The sequence below is a fragment of the Marinobacterium stanieri genome, assembly GCF_900155945.1.
Classification (GTDB): Bacteria; Pseudomonadota; Gammaproteobacteria; order Pseudomonadales; family Balneatricaceae; genus Marinobacterium; species Marinobacterium stanieri.
This window is the reverse complement of record NZ_FTMN01000008.1, coordinates 1-16,199: the sequence shown is the minus strand read 5'-3', so window position 1 is coordinate 16,199 and position 16,199 is coordinate 1. Positions and strand designations below refer to the sequence as shown.

The 16,199-nt window shown below is 53.0% G+C and carries 16 protein-coding genes and 1 other RNA gene; 6 read left to right on the top strand and 11 right to left on the bottom strand.

Going from position 1 to position 16,199, the window contains the following annotated elements; genetic code table 11:
- Positions 1 to 41: 41 nt before the first annotated feature.
- The 4 genes from dapB to grpE all read right to left on the bottom strand — a co-directional run bounded on the left by dapB (position 42) and on the right by grpE (position 4,762).
- Entirely contained in the window at positions 42 to 851 is an 810-nt protein-coding gene (gene dapB, locus BW956_RS16190) for a 4-hydroxy-tetrahydrodipicolinate reductase (RefSeq protein ID WP_010323423.1), read from the bottom strand.
- Positions 852 to 900: 49 nt separating this feature from the next.
- Entirely contained in the window at positions 901 to 2,040 is a 1,140-nt protein-coding gene (gene dnaJ, locus BW956_RS16185) for a molecular chaperone DnaJ (RefSeq protein ID WP_010323424.1), read from the bottom strand.
- Positions 2,041 to 2,142: 102 nt separating this feature from the next.
- Positions 2,143 to 4,071, bottom strand: coding sequence for a molecular chaperone DnaK (gene dnaK / locus BW956_RS16180; protein WP_010323425.1), 1,929 nt, complete (start codon positions 4,069 to 4,071; stop codon positions 2,143 to 2,145).
- A gap of 103 nt (positions 4,072 to 4,174) precedes the next feature.
- Positions 4,175 to 4,762, bottom strand: coding sequence for a nucleotide exchange factor GrpE (gene grpE, locus BW956_RS16175; RefSeq protein WP_010323426.1), 588 nt, complete (start codon positions 4,760 to 4,762; stop codon positions 4,175 to 4,177).
- 194 nt (positions 4,763 to 4,956) lie between these two features.
- Between grpE and recN the strand changes: the two genes are divergently transcribed.
- Positions 4,957 to 6,624 carry a DNA repair protein RecN gene (gene recN, locus BW956_RS16170; RefSeq protein WP_076464255.1) on the top strand — a complete coding sequence of 556 codons (1,668 nt, stop codon included), beginning with the start codon at positions 4,957 to 4,959 and terminating at the stop codon, positions 6,622 to 6,624.
- A gap of 25 nt (positions 6,625 to 6,649) precedes the next feature.
- Here the strand turns inward: recN and fur are convergent, their stop codons facing one another.
- Complete coding sequence (gene fur, locus BW956_RS16165) at positions 6,650 to 7,084, bottom strand: ferric iron uptake transcriptional regulator (protein ID WP_076464253.1); 435 nt, start codon at positions 7,082 to 7,084, stop codon at positions 6,650 to 6,652.
- Between the two features lie 88 nt (positions 7,085 to 7,172).
- On the opposite strand from fur, the gene BW956_RS16160 reads away from it, so the two are divergent.
- Positions 7,173 to 7,511, top strand: a complete 339-nt coding sequence (locus BW956_RS16160) for an outer membrane protein assembly factor BamE (protein ID WP_010323429.1) — start codon at positions 7,173 to 7,175, stop codon at positions 7,509 to 7,511.
- A 29-nt stretch (positions 7,512 to 7,540) separates the two neighbouring features.
- Here the strand turns inward: BW956_RS16160 and BW956_RS16155 are convergent, their stop codons facing one another.
- The 3 genes from BW956_RS16155 to BW956_RS16145 are packed head-to-tail and all read right to left on the bottom strand — an operon-like array spanning position 7,541 to position 9,697.
- Entirely contained in the window at positions 7,541 to 7,867 is a 327-nt protein-coding gene (locus BW956_RS16155; RefSeq protein ID WP_010323430.1) for an RnfH family protein, read from the bottom strand.
- An 8-nt stretch (positions 7,868 to 7,875) separates the two neighbouring features.
- Positions 7,876 to 8,307 carry a type II toxin-antitoxin system RatA family toxin gene (locus BW956_RS16150; protein ID WP_010323431.1) on the bottom strand — a complete coding sequence of 144 codons (432 nt, stop codon included), beginning with the start codon at positions 8,305 to 8,307 and terminating at the stop codon, positions 7,876 to 7,878.
- Positions 8,308 to 8,329: 22 nt separating this feature from the next.
- Positions 8,330 to 9,697, bottom strand: coding sequence for a sodium-dependent transporter (locus tag BW956_RS16145; RefSeq protein WP_010323432.1), 1,368 nt, complete (start codon positions 9,695 to 9,697; stop codon positions 8,330 to 8,332).
- A 151-nt stretch (positions 9,698 to 9,848) separates the two neighbouring features.
- Between BW956_RS16145 and smpB the strand changes: the two genes are divergently transcribed.
- From smpB to BW956_RS16125, 4 genes are all read left to right on the top strand, one after another.
- Entirely contained in the window at positions 9,849 to 10,328 is a 480-nt protein-coding gene (smpB, locus tag BW956_RS16140; protein WP_010323433.1) for an SsrA-binding protein SmpB, read from the top strand.
- 54 nt (positions 10,329 to 10,382) lie between these two features.
- Positions 10,383 to 10,741, top strand: a transfer-messenger RNA (tmRNA) gene (gene ssrA / locus BW956_RS16135).
- 185 nt (positions 10,742 to 10,926) lie between these two features.
- Positions 10,927 to 12,372 carry an HAD-IA family hydrolase gene (locus BW956_RS16130; RefSeq protein WP_076464251.1) on the top strand — a complete coding sequence of 482 codons (1,446 nt, stop codon included), beginning with the start codon at positions 10,927 to 10,929 and terminating at the stop codon, positions 12,370 to 12,372.
- On the top strand, positions 12,345 to 13,367 hold the full coding sequence (locus tag BW956_RS16125; RefSeq protein WP_083703115.1) for a DNA-processing protein DprA: 1,023 nt from the start codon (positions 12,345 to 12,347) through the stop codon (positions 13,365 to 13,367). Before BW956_RS16130 ends, BW956_RS16125 begins: the two co-directional genes overlap by 28 nt.
- 2 nt (positions 13,368 to 13,369) lie before the next feature.
- Here BW956_RS16125 and BW956_RS16120 read toward each other — a convergent pair whose 3' ends face one another.
- From BW956_RS16120 to BW956_RS22500, 3 genes are all read right to left on the bottom strand, one after another.
- Complete coding sequence (locus tag BW956_RS16120) at positions 13,370 to 14,353, bottom strand: phage integrase (protein ID WP_076464249.1); 984 nt, start codon at positions 14,351 to 14,353, stop codon at positions 13,370 to 13,372.
- A complete protein-coding gene (locus tag BW956_RS16115) occupies positions 14,353 to 15,687 on the bottom strand; it encodes a hypothetical protein (RefSeq protein WP_175612035.1) in 1,335 nt (444 codons plus the stop codon). The genes BW956_RS16120 and BW956_RS16115 overlap by 1 nt, the downstream gene beginning before the upstream one ends.
- Before the next feature lie 10 nt (positions 15,688 to 15,697).
- On the bottom strand, positions 15,698 to 16,199 hold a 502-nt coding region (locus BW956_RS22500), incomplete at its 5' end, for a hypothetical protein (protein ID WP_175612034.1).

Sequence of the window (16,199 nt, the reverse complement as noted above, 5' to 3'; positions counted from 1 at the left end):
CGCACAGAGGCGGGCAGAGGGAACAACAACAAGGTTGGGATTCAGTGTAGGCCGAGAACGTCCTGCATGTCGAATAAACCGGTCGATTTATCCTGCAGCCAACCGGCTGCACGCACCGCTCCCTTGGCAAAGGTCATGCGGCTGGACGCCTTGTGGGTAATCTCGATACGCTCGCCTTCTGTGGCAAACAGCACTGTATGATCACCCACGACATCACCGGCACGGATGGTTTCAAAACCGATCTGCTTGGCCGGACGCGCACCGGTAATGCCTTCACGGCCATACACGGCACATTCCTTCAAATCACGTCCCAGTGCATCGGCAACCACTTCACCCATGCGCAGTGCGGTACCTGAAGGTGCATCCACCTTATGGCGGTGATGCGCTTCAATTACTTCAATATCGTAGCCACTATCGTCGCCCAATGCCTTGGCCGCAATTTCCAGCAGCTTGAAGCAGAGGTTCACACCCACACTCATGTTGGGCGCAAACACGATGGCGGTTTTCTCGCCAGCCTGCTGCAACTCTTCTTTCTGACTGTCATTGAGACCGGTAGTTCCAATGACAACCTTTTTTCCGTGAGCAGCACAGAAGGCCACATTCTGCATGGTGACTTCAGGGGCAGTGAAATCAATCAACAGATCGAAATCGTCAACCACGGCTTCCAGGCTGCCCGCCAGGGCGACACCCAGCTTGCCGACACCTGCCAGCTCACCGGCGTCAGCGCCGATCAGGGAGCTGTCCGGTTCAACAATGGCTGCGCTCAGTGACACAGCATCGTTCTGCTGCAGTGCTTCAATAATGGTCTTGCCCATACGGCCGGCCGCGCCGGTCACCGCTACTCTGGTCATGCTGCTTTCCTGTATCCGTCTGCACATGCAGGCCCCGCAGGGCCTGCGATCAGGTCATATCTTCAAAGAACTTCTTCACGGAGTCAAAGAAGCCGTGCTTTTTCGGGCTGTGCTTGCTGTTGCCCTCTTCCGTGGTCTCGGCAAACTCACGCAGCAGCTCTTTCTGACGACTATTCAGGTTGACCGGCGTTTCCACCGCCACTTTCACCATCAAATCGCCAACGCTGCCACCGCGTACCGGGGTAATACCCTTGCCACGCAGACGGAACAACTTGCCGGACTGGGTTTCCGCCGGGATCTTCAGCTTGACGCGACCATCCAGTGTCGGCACATCCAGCTCACCGCCCAGGGCGGCATCGACAAAGCTAATCGGCACTTCACAGTACAGATGCTTGCCATCGCGCTGGAAGATCGGATGTTCGCGCACATGAACCTGAACATAGAGATCACCCGCCGGACCACCATGGGAGCCCGCTTCACCTTCGCCTGCCAGGCGGATACGATCACCCGTATCAACACCGGCCGGAATCTTGACCTGCAGGGTTTTGGTCTTCTCGACACGTCCCTGGCCATGACAGTCGTCACAGGGATCGGAGATCACCTTGCCTTCGCCACGACAGGTCGGACAGGTCTGCTGTACGGAGAAGAAACCCTGCTGCATGCGTACCTGGCCCATACCACCACAGGTGTTACAGGTCTTGGCACTGGTACCCGGCTTGGCACCGCTGCCGTCACAGGTTTCACAGCCGACCAGCGTCGGGATTTCCAGTGTTTTCTCGCAGCCACGCACTGCTTCCTCGAGGCTCAGCTCCAGGTTGTAGCGCAGATCAGCGCCGCGCTGAACGCTGGAACGACGACGACCACCGCCGCCTCCGCCACCACCGAAGATGTCACCGAATACATCGCCGAAGATGTCGGAGAAGTTGCCTTCAAATCCGCCACCGCCAAAGCCGCCGCCCTGGCCATCGACACCGGCATGACCAAACTGGTCATAGGCCGCTTTTTTCTGAGCATCAGACAGGACCTCGTAGGCCTCGCTGATCTCCTTGAATTTGTTTTCAGCCTCTTTGTCATCCGGATTACGATCCGGATGGTACTTCATCGCCAGGCGACGGTAGGCTTTTTTAATGTCCCGATCAGATGCATCACGGGGCACATCCAAAAGTTCGTAGTAGTCCTGCTTTGACATGATCCGAATCTGACTCGTCAGGGTTTGGCTCACTTGAGCCGGACATGACAACGCGGGCCGGGGCCCGCGCTGTCACACTGCAAGGATCGACAACCGCGAAGCTTACTTCTTGTCGTCCTTCACTTCTTCGAACTCGGCATCGACAACGTCGTCTGCTGCGTCCTTGGCACCGGCGTCAGCGTTAGCACCGCCAGCCGCTTCTTCAGCCTGGGCTGCTTCGGCGTACATTTTCTGGGCCACTGCAGACAGTGCTTCAGTCAGAGCTTCGGTCTTGCTTTCGATGGCATCCTTGTCGGTGCCCTTCAGCGCTTCTTCCAGCTCTTTGCTCGCTGCTTCGATCTTCTCTTTCTCTTCGTCGGTTGCCTTGTCACCGGCATCCTTCAGAGTTTTCTGAGCAGTGTGGATCATCGCGTCACCCTGGTTACGGGCAGCGGTCAGTTCCTCGAACTTCTTGTCTTCTTCGGCGTGCGCTTCGGCATCGCGAACCATCTGGTCGATCTCGTCATCGTTCAGACCGGAAGAGGCCTTGATTACGATGGACTGCTCTTTGCCAGTGGCCTTGTCTTTCGCAGACACGTTCAGGATACCGTTGGCATCGATGTCAAAGGTGACTTCGATCTGCGGCATGCCGCGCGGTGCCGGCGGAATGTCAGCCAGGTCGAAACGACCCAGAGACTTGTTGGAAGACGCCTGCTTACGCTCACCCTGAACCACGTGAATGGTTACCGCAGTCTGGTTGTCATCAGCGGTCGAGAACACCTGAGACTTCTTGGTCGGAATCGTGGTGTTCTTTTCGATCAGCGGTGTCGCAACGCCACCCATGGTTTCGATACCCAGCGTCAGCGGGGTTACGTCCAGCAGCAGTACGTCTTTAACATCACCGGACAGAACCGCACCCTGGATAGCGGCACCGATAGCAACGGCCTCATCCGGGTTTACGTCTTTACGCGGTTCCTTGCCGAAGAAGTCAGCAACTTTCTGCTGTACCAGCGGCATACGGGTCTGACCACCCACCAGGATCACTTCATCGATCTCGGACGCGGATACACCGGAGTCCTGGATCGCGATGCGGCACGGTTCGATGGAGCGAATTACCAGCTCTTCTACCAGAGATTCCAACTTGGAGCGGGTCAGCTTCACGTTCAGGTGCTTCGGACCGGTCGCATCAGCCGTGATGTACGGCAGGTTCACGTCAGTAGCCTGAGCGGAAGACAGCTCGACTTTCGCTTTCTCACCCGCTTCTTTCAGACGCTGCAGCGCCAGCGGATCGTTGTGCAGGTCGATGCCGCTTTCTTTCTTGAACTCGTCCGCCAGGTAGTTGATGACAGCCAGGTCGAAATCTTCACCACCGAGGAAGGTGTCACCGTTGGTCGCCAGTACTTCAAACTGGTGCTCACCGTCTACATCAGCGATTTCGATGATGGAGATATCGAAGGTACCACCACCCAGGTCGTATACGGCAACAGTCTTGTCACCCTTGGACTTGTCCATGCCGTACGCCAGCGCAGCTGCTGTCGGCTCGTTGATGATACGCTTCACTTCAAGACCGGCGATCTTGCCTGCGTCCTTGGTTGCCTGACGCTGAGAATCGTTGAAGTAGGCCGGTACGGTGATAACCGCTTCGGTCACTTTCTCGCCTAGGTAATCCTCGGCGGTTTTCTTCATCTTCTTCAGCACTTCAGCAGACACCTGCGGCGGTGCCATTTTCTGGCCCTTAACATCGACCCAAGCGTCGCCGTTGTCGGCCGCAGTGATCTTGTAAGGCACCATTTTGATGTCTTTCTGTACGACCTTGTCTTCAAAACGACGGCCGATCAATCGCTTGATCGCGAACAGAGTGTTGTCCGGGTTAGTCACTGCCTGGCGCTTGGCCGGCTGACCGACCAGCGTTTCGCCATCATCTGTGTACGCGATGATGGACGGGGTGGTGCGATCACCCTCGGCGTTTTCGATTACCTTGGTCTTGTCACCGTCCAGGATAGCTACACAAGAGTTGGTAGTACCCAGGTCAATACCGATAATTTTGCCCATGTTCTGCTCCGATATTGCTGTCGCCCCTCGGGGCGAGAATTCAAGTCTTAAAAATTTGGTTGCTACTTATATGGGTACGCGTTGAAGAAATTCAACGCCCCGATCAGCTTTTTGCGACCATCACCATCGCCGGGCGCATCAGACGACCATTCAGCAGGTAGCCTTTCTGCACCACGGTTACTACCGTGTTCGGCGCTACGCCTTCAGCCGGCACCATGGACATCGCCTGATGGTGCTCAGGGTTGAACGGCTGGCCTTCCGGGTTCACCTGTTCGACGTTGAACTTCTCCATGCTGGACAGGAACAGGTTCAGCGTCATTTCGACCCCTTCACGGATCGCTTGCAGCTGCTCGCCTTCGCCCTGGCTCGCCTCGATGGCACGCTCCAGGCTGTCGACAACAGGCAGGAGTTCGTTGGCGAACTTCTCCAGGCCAAACTTGTGGGCCTTTTCCACGTCCTGCTCGGCACGACGGCGGATGTTCTGAATCTCGGCCTGCGCGCGCGGCTGAAGCTCAGCCAGTTCCTTTTGCAGCGCATCAACTTCGGCACGGGACTCTTCCAACTGCTGCAGCACATCCGCTTGAGTATCATCCGCAGCCTGCGGCTCTGCCGCGCCTGCTTCAACCGCAGTGTCGACTGCGTCCTGAACCCCTTCCAGGGGCTCTTGGGTGTTCTGCTGCTCTTTCGCCATCAGGTCTCTCCAACTGAAATCTCGGGTTTCACCTCGTTGCTCATCTATATGGGGCTGCTTTGTTCGGCTTCAAGCGCTCAGCTGTATTTTTTCGCTCAAGGATTGCAGCAATGGCAAAAATGACTTATACAGTAAATACTGTATAAATAACCACTGTATATAAAACCACTAGAACCAACCCGTAGGTATTCGCCATGCTGACGCAGATTACGATCCGCAACTTCGCGATTGTCGATGCTCTGGAAGTGGAACTGGATAACGGAATGACCGTGATCAGCGGTGAAACCGGTGCCGGCAAGTCCATCATGCTGGATGCGCTGGGGCTGTGCCTGGGCAACCGTGCCGACAGCGACAGCCTGTACAAGGGCGCCGATCGTGCCGAACTCACCGCCTGCTTCGATATCCGCGAACTGGGCTCTGCCCGGCTCTGGCTACAGGAACATGAGCTGGAATGCGATCCGCGCGAATGCCTCATGCGGCGCGTCATTACCCGAGAAGGACGCAGCCGCAGCTATATCAACGGCCGGCCCGTCCCCCTCACCCTGATGCGGGAGTTCGGCCAGTTTCTGGTGGATATACACGGCCAGCACGAGCACCAGCGCCTGCTGAAAAAGGATCACCACCGCGTGCTGCTGGATGCCTTTGGCGGCCAGGGCGAGCTGTCGGACCAGGTTCGCCGCCACTTTCACAAATGGCGCCGCCTGCACTCCGAATTCCGCGCCCTCACCGAAGTATCCGAAGAGCGCAACGCCCGCGTACAGCTGCTCAGCTATCAGGTTGAAGAGCTGGACCAGCTGGCCCTGCAGCCCGGTGAGCTGGAAGCACTGGAGCAGGAGCAGCAGCGTCTGGAAAATGCCGACGGTCTGCTTTCCAGCGGCCATCAGCTGCTGCAGCTGAGCAGCGAAGGCGACGATACTCACTGCCTGTCCATGCTGCACCACTGCCTGCAACTTCTGGGACAGTTGGATGCCCAGGATGAACGTCTGCGCCAGGCCGACGAGATGCTCAACAGCGCCCTGATTCAGGTGGAAGAAGCCAGCCGCGAGGTACGTCACTTTATCGACGGCATCGAAATCAATCCCGAGCGCCAACAGGAAGTAGAAGAGCGCCTGTCGGCCATCTATGACGTGGCCCGCAAGCACCGCCTGCTACCGGAAGAACTTCCTGCTTTCCATCAATCATTGCAGCAGGAACTGGCCGGGCTCACCCAGAGTGACGAAGCGCTGGTCGAAATGGAAGCCGAGGTGGTACACGCACGCGACGAGTATCTCGGCAGCGCTGCCGAGCTGAGCCTGGCGCGCCAACAGGCGGCCGAAACATTGGGCACACGCGTCGATGAGCAACTGCACGCACTGGGCATGCCTGCTGCACACTTTACAGCCTGCCTGACCCCGCTGGATGAGGAGCGCTACAACGCCAACGGGCTGGAAGAAGTGGAATTCCTGATCAGCACCAATGAAGGCCAGCCGGCCCGTGCACTGGCCAAGGTTGCCTCCGGTGGCGAGCTGTCACGTATCAGCCTGGCGATCCAGGTCATTACCGCACAAAGCAGCAGCACACCCACACTGGTCTTCGACGAAGTGGATGTCGGTATCGGTGGCGGCATTGCTGAAGTGGTTGGCCGCATGCTGCACGCACTGGGCAAACGCGTACAGATTCTCTGCGTGACCCACCAGCCACAGGTCGCGGCACAGGGCGATCAGCACCTGTTCGTCAGCAAGAACGGTAAAACAACTGGGAAACAAACTCGCGTCAGTCGCTTGAGTGACAAGCAGCGAGTGGAAGAAGTGGCGCGCATGCTGGGCGGGGTCGATATTACCCGCACTACCCTCACACACGCGCAGGAGATGCTGTCGGCCTGATGCCGACAGTATCGAATTCAGCGACTTACTTCTTGCCGCTTTCCTCACAGCCGCCCTTGCAGACGCCGTAGAGGTACAGAGTACGATCGGTGATGCTGAAGCCCAGCTCGTCGGCTACCTTGTCCAGAATCTCGGACACCTGCGGCTCGGTAAACTCGCGGACACGGCCGCATTTCACACACACGACATGGTCATGGTGCTCTTCACGGGCCAGCTCAAATACGGAATGACCGCCATCAAAGTGGTGACGTGACACCAGACCTGCTGCTTCAAACTGAGTCAGTACACGGTATACCGTGGCCAAACCCACATCCTCACCCTGCTCCATCAGGAGCTTGTAGATATCTTCAGCACTGAAGTGATCGCCCTCTCCGGCGCGCTCCAGTATCTGATAAATTTTTACCCGCGGCAGTGTGACCTTCAATCCGGCCTTCCGCAGTTCCTGATTTTCCAGTGCCATATTAGGCCTCAATCACTATGCTGTTCGGGATTTGCAATGTTAGACTCCATTATCTTTGTTTAGGCTGAAAAACGGAAGTCATTGTCCGATGCAAAAGGTTTTTATCAGCGCCATCCTTGCCGTTATTATTACCGGCTGTACCGAATTCCCCGGCGTGTACAAGATTGATATCCCTCAGGGTAACCTCGTCACTCAGGAAATGGTGGACCAGCTCCGCCCTGGCATGACCCCTGCGCAGGTACGGTACATCATGGGCACCCCTTTGGTGAATGATAGCTTCAGCGAAAATCGCTGGGATTACATCTACACCATCAAGGACGGGGACGACCAGCGCTATCGCGAGCGCCTCACGCTGTTCTTCCAGGACGGCAAGCTGCATCGCCTCACCGGTGATTTCCAGCCCAATCAGGGTCAGGACCAGCAGTAACCGCTACAACGGATGCCAGGCCCTGAATGTCAGGCATCCTTCTCTGACTTTTCCTTCTGCTCGGCTTCTTTCTGCGCCTTCATTTTGGCTGCACGCTTGGCACGTACTTCTTTGGGATCAGCGATGAGCGGGCGGTAAAGCTCCACACGGTCGCCTTCCCGCAGCACGGTTGTGCCCGGATCCTTGATCGCCTTGCCAAAAATCCCCATCGGGATGCTGTCAGGGTCAATTTCAGGAAATACTTCGGCAATGCCAGAGCGAATCACGGCATCACGCGCCGTGCAATCCTCTTCCACCTGTACCGCAATGATCTTCTGTTCATGCGGCAGTGCGTACGCTACTTCAACCTGAATCATCTTTTCCCTCAACCGTAGACTTCATCAGCACGGGTGACAAAAGCATCAACCAGTGTCGTTGCAACCGAGCTGAACACCTTGGACATGGCCATGCCGGTCAGCTTGCCCTGGAACTCGAACTCCATGGTCAGCTCCACCTTGCAGGCCTCATCACTGAGCGGTGTAAACACCCAGATACCATGCAGGGAGGAGAAAGGCCCTTCAACCAGCGCAATATCCATCTGGCGCGGACGATCCAACTGGTTACGCGTGGTAAAGCTGTACTTTAAACCACCCTTGGCCAGATACAGCGTCGCCTCAAGCACCTGATCGGACTCGGCGACCACTTCGGTCGCCGAGCACCAGGGCAGGAATTGAGGGTACTGGCGCACATCGTTTACCAGGTCGAACATCTGCTCGGCCGTGTGTAACACCAGTGCGCTGCGTTTTACCTGCGTCATAACCTACCTATTTCAGCCAGCCTCAGCCCGCCAGCTTGTCATACAAATTGACCACAAAGATGATCATTACGGCAACGGGCGCAATGTAGCGAATCACGAACCACCAGGCCGCGTATACCTTGTTGCAGCCCAGCGCCAGCTCATCACGGGTCATGTTACTGGTCAGTACCCAGCCTGCATACAGCGCAATCAGCAAACCACTCAATGGCAGCATGATATTGGCCGTCAGGAAGTCGAGGAAGTCGAACACACTCAGGCTGAAGATCTTGATTTCTGCCCAGTGGTTGAACGACAGCAGGGATGCGATACCCATCAACCAGATAATGACGCCCAGCACCAGAGCCGCCAGCGGACGACGCATGCCAAAGCGCTCGACAACCCAGGCCGTCGCCGGTTCAAGCAGGGAGATCGCAGACGTCCAGGCCGCTACACCGACCAGAGTGAAGAACAGGAAGCCGAATACCTGTCCACCCGGCATCTGACCAAAGGCCACCGGCAGGGTGATAAACATCAGGCCAGGGCCCGCAGCCGGGTCCATCTGGTTGGCAAATACGATCGGGAAGATACACAGGCCTGCTACCAGCGCGACCAGCGTATCCAGTACACCGATAGTGATAACAGTGGAACCGATGGAGTCTTTCTTACCCATGTAGGAACCGTAGGCCATGATAGCGCCCATGCCCAGCGACAGGGTAAAGAAGGAGTGACCCAGCGCAACCAGTACCGCATCCCAGGTCAGCGCTTCCGGCGAGAAGCTGAACAGGAAAGACCAGCCCTCGGCAAAACCGCCTGAGTTAACGGAATAGCCCAGCAACACGATCAACAGCAGGAACAGTGCCGGCATCATCACCTTGGTAGCACGCTCCAGGCCCTTGTTCACGCCGCCAGCAACCACCGCGACCACCATCAATACGAACACGGTATGCCACATCAGCATCTGATCAGGGCTGGCCAGCAGATCGGTAAAACGCTGCCCGGCCTGTTCACTGCCGATATCGACAAGCTGCCCTGTCCCCATGCCCGCGATGTAGTGCAGCACCCAGCCGGCTACGACGGAATAAAAGGAAAAGATAATGTAGCCGGCAAGAACACCCAGCCAGCCGATCAGGCCCCAATGCTTGCTGCGGCCCGCTTCAGCCGCCGTTTCGCGTACCGCATTGATCGGACTCTGCCGGGCACGGCGACCCACCAGAATCTCCGCCATCATGATCGGAATACCGACCAGCAGGATGCAGAACAGATAAACCAGAACGAAGGCGCCCCCGCCATTTTCACCGGTGATGTACGGGAACTTCCAGATGTTACCCAGTCCGACAGCCGACCCTGTCGCGGCGAGGATGAAGATCCATCGGTTCGCCCAGGAGCCGTGAATAGACTGCTTAGTTTCCATAGTGCTCTCAAGTCAGATTTTCGGAAACCAGCAATTGTTCATATTTACGACAGGGGTGACAACCTTATTCGCCGATTTAGCGCAACAGATCCATGCTATTTCGCTACACGGGCCGCTTTTCTTGCCACGCGCCCCTCTATATAATCCGCGCATGGCAAAGAAAAAGAAGGCTCCGGGCGGAAACACCATCTGCCTGAACAAACGTGCTAAGCACGAATACACCATCGACACCCGCGTCGAGGCTGGCCTGTCCCTGCAGGGATGGGAAGTGAAAAGCCTGCGTGAAGGCCGCGGCCAGTTGGTGGACTCCTACGTCATTTTCAAAAACGGTGAAGCCTGGCTGGTGGGTGCGCACATCACACCGCTGATCTCTGCGTCCACGCACTACGTAACAGACCCGCGTCGTGACCGCAAGCTGCTGCTCAACCGTCGCGAACTCGACAAACTCATTACGGCAGTGGAAGCCAAGGGTTACACCTGCGTTGCACTGGCACTGTACTGGAAGAAGGGTATGGTGAAGTGTGAAATCGCGCTGGTAAAAGGCAAGAAACTGCACGACAAGCGCGCAGACGAGAAAGAAAAAGACTGGAATCGTCAGAAGCAACGTGAACTTTCTGTTGCGGTTAGATGAACCAGCCCCCTTTCGTACTGTCTATTAAGTCGTTACAATAGCGCGTTCAAATCTGGGGGTGACTTGGCTTCGACGCCGATTACGAACCCTTAGGTGCATGCCGAGAACGTGATGATTCTCGTAAATCCCTCATCACACAGTTATAGTTGCAAACGACGATAACTACGCTCTAGCTGCATAAGCCAGCTAGCGCCGCACTTTAAGGTGTCTGTAACTTATTGATTTTGCGGTGTCATTCGAGACAGAATCGCCTGGATGCTTTGCTCTAAGCTGAACGGTTAAAACTAAAAGAGCTCGCCCATAACACCCTGGCTCTCGGGTCGTGACGGGTTAATTAAATAGAGATGCCTAAGCATGTAGATCTTGAGGCAGAGGATTGGCGGACGCGGGTTCGAAACCCGCCACCTCCACCAAATTGCTAACGTTAAAAGCCTGTTTTTACAGGCTTTTTTCGTTTCTGGACCCAGCAACTCCCCAAAAGTGTCGAAAAAGTGTCGAAAACGCCCTACGCCGAAAGCCTTAAGAACTTACAACTCCCGGCCTCTTTTTGTTAACCTCGATCCAACCTATCGAATAACCCTTAGGGAAAAGGTGCCTCATGCTGCAAGCGGTCCTGTTTGATCTAGACAACACTCTGGCTAACACAAAAGAAATTGAAGAAATTCGCGAGAGAGGAAACTATGACCTTCTGAATGAGGAAACGCTGCGGAATGTACATGCCTACCCAAAATGCCATGACCTGATCGTTGCGTTAAAAGAGAAAGGGGTAAAGGTTGGCATCGTTACCAACTCAGCCCGTGCATATGCCCAAAAGGTTCTGGATCACATAGGATTGCCAGACTTTGATGTAATAGTTACCTATAACGATGTTGGCAGGAAGGGGGCTAAACCAAATCCTGATGGGATTCTAAAGGCAGTAGATGAGCTTGAATTAGAAGCTAACGAAAACATTATCTATATCGGTGACAACTATAAAGACATAGTTGCTGCTTACAGAGCGAAAGTTAAACCTGCTATTTGTTCCTGGGCTCATAGATACCCTGTATCTCAGTCGCCATCAATTGAGCTTAGTACTGAATATTTACTAGATGAAATTGACTCACCAGAAAACCTTAAGCTCATCGCCGAACTGACTGAAGAACACGAGTCTTTTGACTTCAGCAAAAAACGTCTTTATTTCTTACCGGTTGATCTTTCTGCCAATGTCGTCACACTAAAGGACGACATGAAGATATTTGTTCTCGGCCGATATTTTAGCCAGAAATCTATTGACACCATCGAATATCACCATAATCATAAACTGTCAAAAAAAATTGCCGAAAAAAACTCAAATGAAAATTTTAAAGCTCCTGATTACTGGGTTGACCTGATTAGCCACTGCGTCGAAAAAATTCCTGACTATCACCATGAGTTTGATAAATACGATATCGTAACAGTTATACCTGCTAAGAGTGGACGCCCACAAAGACTTGAAGACCTTCTAAGTAGAGTTCAGGCTAAGCTGAATGATAGTAAAATATTATTTATTCCCGACATCTTTGAGTTCTCGAAGGATGCAGGCTCTCAAAAGACTCTTGCAGGAGATGAGCGCTACGACTCCGCAAAAAGCTCTATCTCTGTTAACAAGAGCCATATTGATACTATCAACGGATCAAATATCCTAATCATTGATGACGTTATCACTACTGGAGCAACACTCCGAGTTGCAATTGAGCTTCTTGAAGCGTTAGAGCCTTCATCAGTAAAAGCATTAGCAATAGCTAAAACCGTCACAATTAAAAGCTTAGAAGAAAAAGAGTGCCCTGAATGTTCAAGGATGATGCAAATAATAAAACGTAAAGACTCTGACATATACTTCTGGGGCTGCACTGGTTATCATGAGGACCCTCAATGTAAAAATACCGAAAATTATATTGAGAAAGATTGCCCAATGTGTGGAAGAGGAATGGTAAAAAAACGTAGGCGAAAAGATGGAGTTTATTTTCTATCTTGCAGCGGATACAACTTGGAACCATCATGCAACTACTCAGAAAGTTTGGACTAAGTTTAAATGTGTCTTCAGAAATAATCTCTGAAGACACATTCTATTTGCTTTCAATTTCGAAGCTTAAAGGCCGTGGAAAGGCTTTTCTTCACTCTATCTCCCAAGATAGAACAACATTTAAGCACAAAGTAATTAACGAATTGGAAAAGGATCTATTACTTTCCAAGAATGCAATCAATGAGGCTTTAGACGACTGCGCTATAGCTGAAACTAGCCAGCACAGAATAGTATCTATTTTGGATACTGAGTTCCCCACCTCTTTGAAATTTACTCACGACTCACCGGCAATACTATACTGCAACGGAAATGTGGAGTTATTGAAACACAAATGCATTGCAATCATTGGCACAAGAGAACCGACAGAGCACGGGGTTGAAATTACCAATAGAGTATCTAAATGGTTTTCAAATAATGGTTGGTGCATAGTCAGCGGTCTCGCTAAAGGAATTGACACAGAGGCGCACAGGGCGTGTATATCCGTTAATGGAAAAACCATCGCTGTATTTGGCACTCACCTGAACAAAACATATCCGGCTGAAAACAAAAATTTAGCGCATGAGATAGTTGATAAAAACGGTCTCATCATATCGGAATACGGTTATCAATCAAAAGGATATCGGTCAGCATTTGTTGAAAGAGACCGCATACAAGCAGGTTTAAGCATGGCTACCTTTTTGGTTCAAACCGACATAAAAGGAGGTAGTTTGCATGCCAGCAAAGCGGCACTAAAATACGGCAGGAGGCTTATCGTGATCAACCCAACGCCTAAGGATATCGCGAACAAAGAACCCAAGATAGAAGGTAATCTAAAAATAATAAACAGCTCTGATATTGAAAAATCAAACTATCTAAACACTATTAAAGGTTCATTAGAAAGAATAACGATCCTTAAGAACAAAGATCAATATTTTGAAATTGATGCACACTGTAAAAATGATTTAGATTCACTTATAGAATCATCAGCCAAAAAAGAAAGTACTATGGCTCTTTTTTAAAATCAGACAGGAGCCATTGCAACAACACTTTGCAATTGGTCTTTGGCAAGATGTGAGTAACGTAATGTCATTGCTAAAGAAGAATGCCCAAGTGCTTTTTTTAAAACTAGAATATTCCCGCCGTTCATCATGAAGTGACTGGCGAACGTATGCCGTAGTACATGAGCTGCCTGGCCCTTGGGTAGCTCTATCGTGGTTTTCTCCAATGCCCTGCGGAATGCACCGATTGAGCTGGTGAACAGTCCGTACTCTTTCCAATGCTGTTTTAGCCGTTGTTCGAGTTCCTGGGAGATGGGTACGGTTCTAACCTTGCCGTTTTTGGTGTTACTGAAGGTCACTGCCCTATTCCGTACAGATGACGGTTTCAGGTTCTGGGCTTCTGACCAACGGGCACCCGTTGCCAGACACACCAGCACAATCAGCTCCAGGTGGGGGTTTGCCCCTGCCGATCGGGAGCGGATAGCAGCCAACAACTCCTGAATCTGGTCCTGCGTTAACCAGGACAATTCCTTCTGCTGAAGTCGTAGCGGTTTCACCTTGGCCAGTGGGTTTTCGTAATCGAGTTGGTCCAGGGAGTAGAGTTCGTTATACACCGCACGGATATACGTCAGCTCATTGTTCAGTGTCTTGCCGGTAATCCCAGCCTCGGACCGTTTGCGACGGTCTTTCATATACGCCGTCGGTGTCAGCTTTATGGCTGCAGGGTCCTTGAGGCGAGCCGCCATATTGAGCAGCGCGGTTTTCCTGCGTACACCATCGCGCAGGGTGTGGCCATGCAGGTCATACCAGAGTTCGATTAACTCACTCAGTTTCCGCAGGTCCTTGGCCTTGGGCGACCATTCAGGTTCCAGGGTAATTTTCTGCTTGCAAACCAGCTCAAAGCGTTTTGCATCAGCTTTGGTCTTGAGTATGCGGCGGAAACGACGCCCTTTGATCGGTTCGATATCGACCTTCCAGCGTCCATCCGGCAGAGGGGATATTGCCACTATGCAGCCACCTTGCTCGTCAGTCGCCGTTCCAACAGGCCCCGCTCAATGAGATCAAAGAGGTCAGCCTTTGTGAGCTCTCTGGCCTTGATATACCCCATCAGATCACGCCAGAGGCCGGACTTTTTTAGGCAGCTCCACGCCTTGCGAGCGGTGATGTTGTTCCTGGCATAAATGGAGAGCAGGTTTCCCAGTGCAAGGGCTACGTTTCGTTCATTGCCGACACCGGCCGTTTTGTATTTCCGCTTGGGGATGAAGTCAGACGCCGGCTTGATCCAGTCGGTGTCCTCATTCAGCAGGGTCCAGAACGGGTCCACGTAACGTCTATTCAGGTCCAACCGGAAACGATCAAGCCCATAGGCCCAGAGGTTCGCTAAATACTCGGATGCAGCCTCATAGGTACTGAGATTGCACTTCTTCTCTTCAGTGGTGTTGTAGTCGGCAAACTGACGGAGCACCGTTTGAGAGAAACGGAATTCCAGACGCCATACGTCCTGATCCGGTTGCCAGAGAGGAGTTGTCAGGTCGTGATCAACCTTGGCACTCCAGATGCCGTGGAAGTAGTCGATCTTGTCATGGGCAACGATCTCCCGTGACTTGTTGTATAAGGCTGCCTGCAGGCTGGAGACGGTGCCAAAGGTGTAGGACTGACCACGGCCGTAGATGCTGGCGACTTCACCAGTGGTAACTTCAAGGGACTGGAAGCCGTTACGATCATTGACCCGCTGGGATCGACAGGTAAGGCGGTCCACGAAATCAGACGGGGGAACCCATCCTTGCCAGTCGGTAGCCAGGTGAATAGCCACACCACAGGGGGACGGAGCTATTACGAACCATCCTGCTGCCAGTTCATCCATCTGGTGTTGCAGTACATCAGGGGATCGGTCTCGTATCAGCTTGGGTGAAACTTCAATCTTACAGTGACTTCCCACACAGTCAGCCGTGGTGTGGTTGTTCTTCACCATGATAATCACGCCGAATTCAGCATTCTGCAGCAGGAATTTGAAACCAGCCTTACCGCCTCTTTTGAGTCGCCATAGATGCCCCTGGTACTCAATCACTGGACGGTGTTCTGCCTCTAACCTTTCCTCCAAATTGTCCAGGAGGTCATGATCAAGCATCCCGTTATACAACTGACGTACCGTATCAACGGAGCAATCAATAACACGGACACCCGAAAGGTCTACGGTCTCCAATGTGGGGGTTACAAAGAAACGACCATCTTCACAGGGTTCAAAATTCTGGTTTCTACGGGTTAAGGATTCTTTCTTCATCATCTGCACCTGATGTAACAAGGGTGTATAGCTGTCTAACCAGCCACTGGTTGTAATCATTTGAGACGTGCTACAGGATCGTCGGGACGGGGGCCGCGCGGGCACCCTCTGCTCCTCCCATAGGTTCCTCGCGACGGGTGCCCGCGCTGCCGTAGTACTCGCGCAATAAGATGGTGTTTCCGTGTTTGTTTAACAGCAGGCCGGATTTGCGGTACTGGGCAAGGTATCCCAACTCTTCCAGTGCATCCTGATCGAATACGTCCAGGAGCTGATCATCAAAATACACATGAACACGGTAATAAACGGCTCCGGTGGAACGGACATAGACAACGGCCGATACATAGGGCTGGGCCCCTGCATCAATTAATGCCTGGAAGGGATCAGCGGATTCGACTACAGAAATAGAAGCTTGAGGCCCACTCGGAGCAGGAACGACACCAGGAGCATGCCCAGTACCAGAAGAATCGACTTGAGGAACAGGCGCAGGAGTGTCCGGTAAAGCGTTTTCAGCAGCGAGGCCGACAAACGAGCCATTTTCGAACGCTTGAACCGCCGAATACGTAAACCAAAAG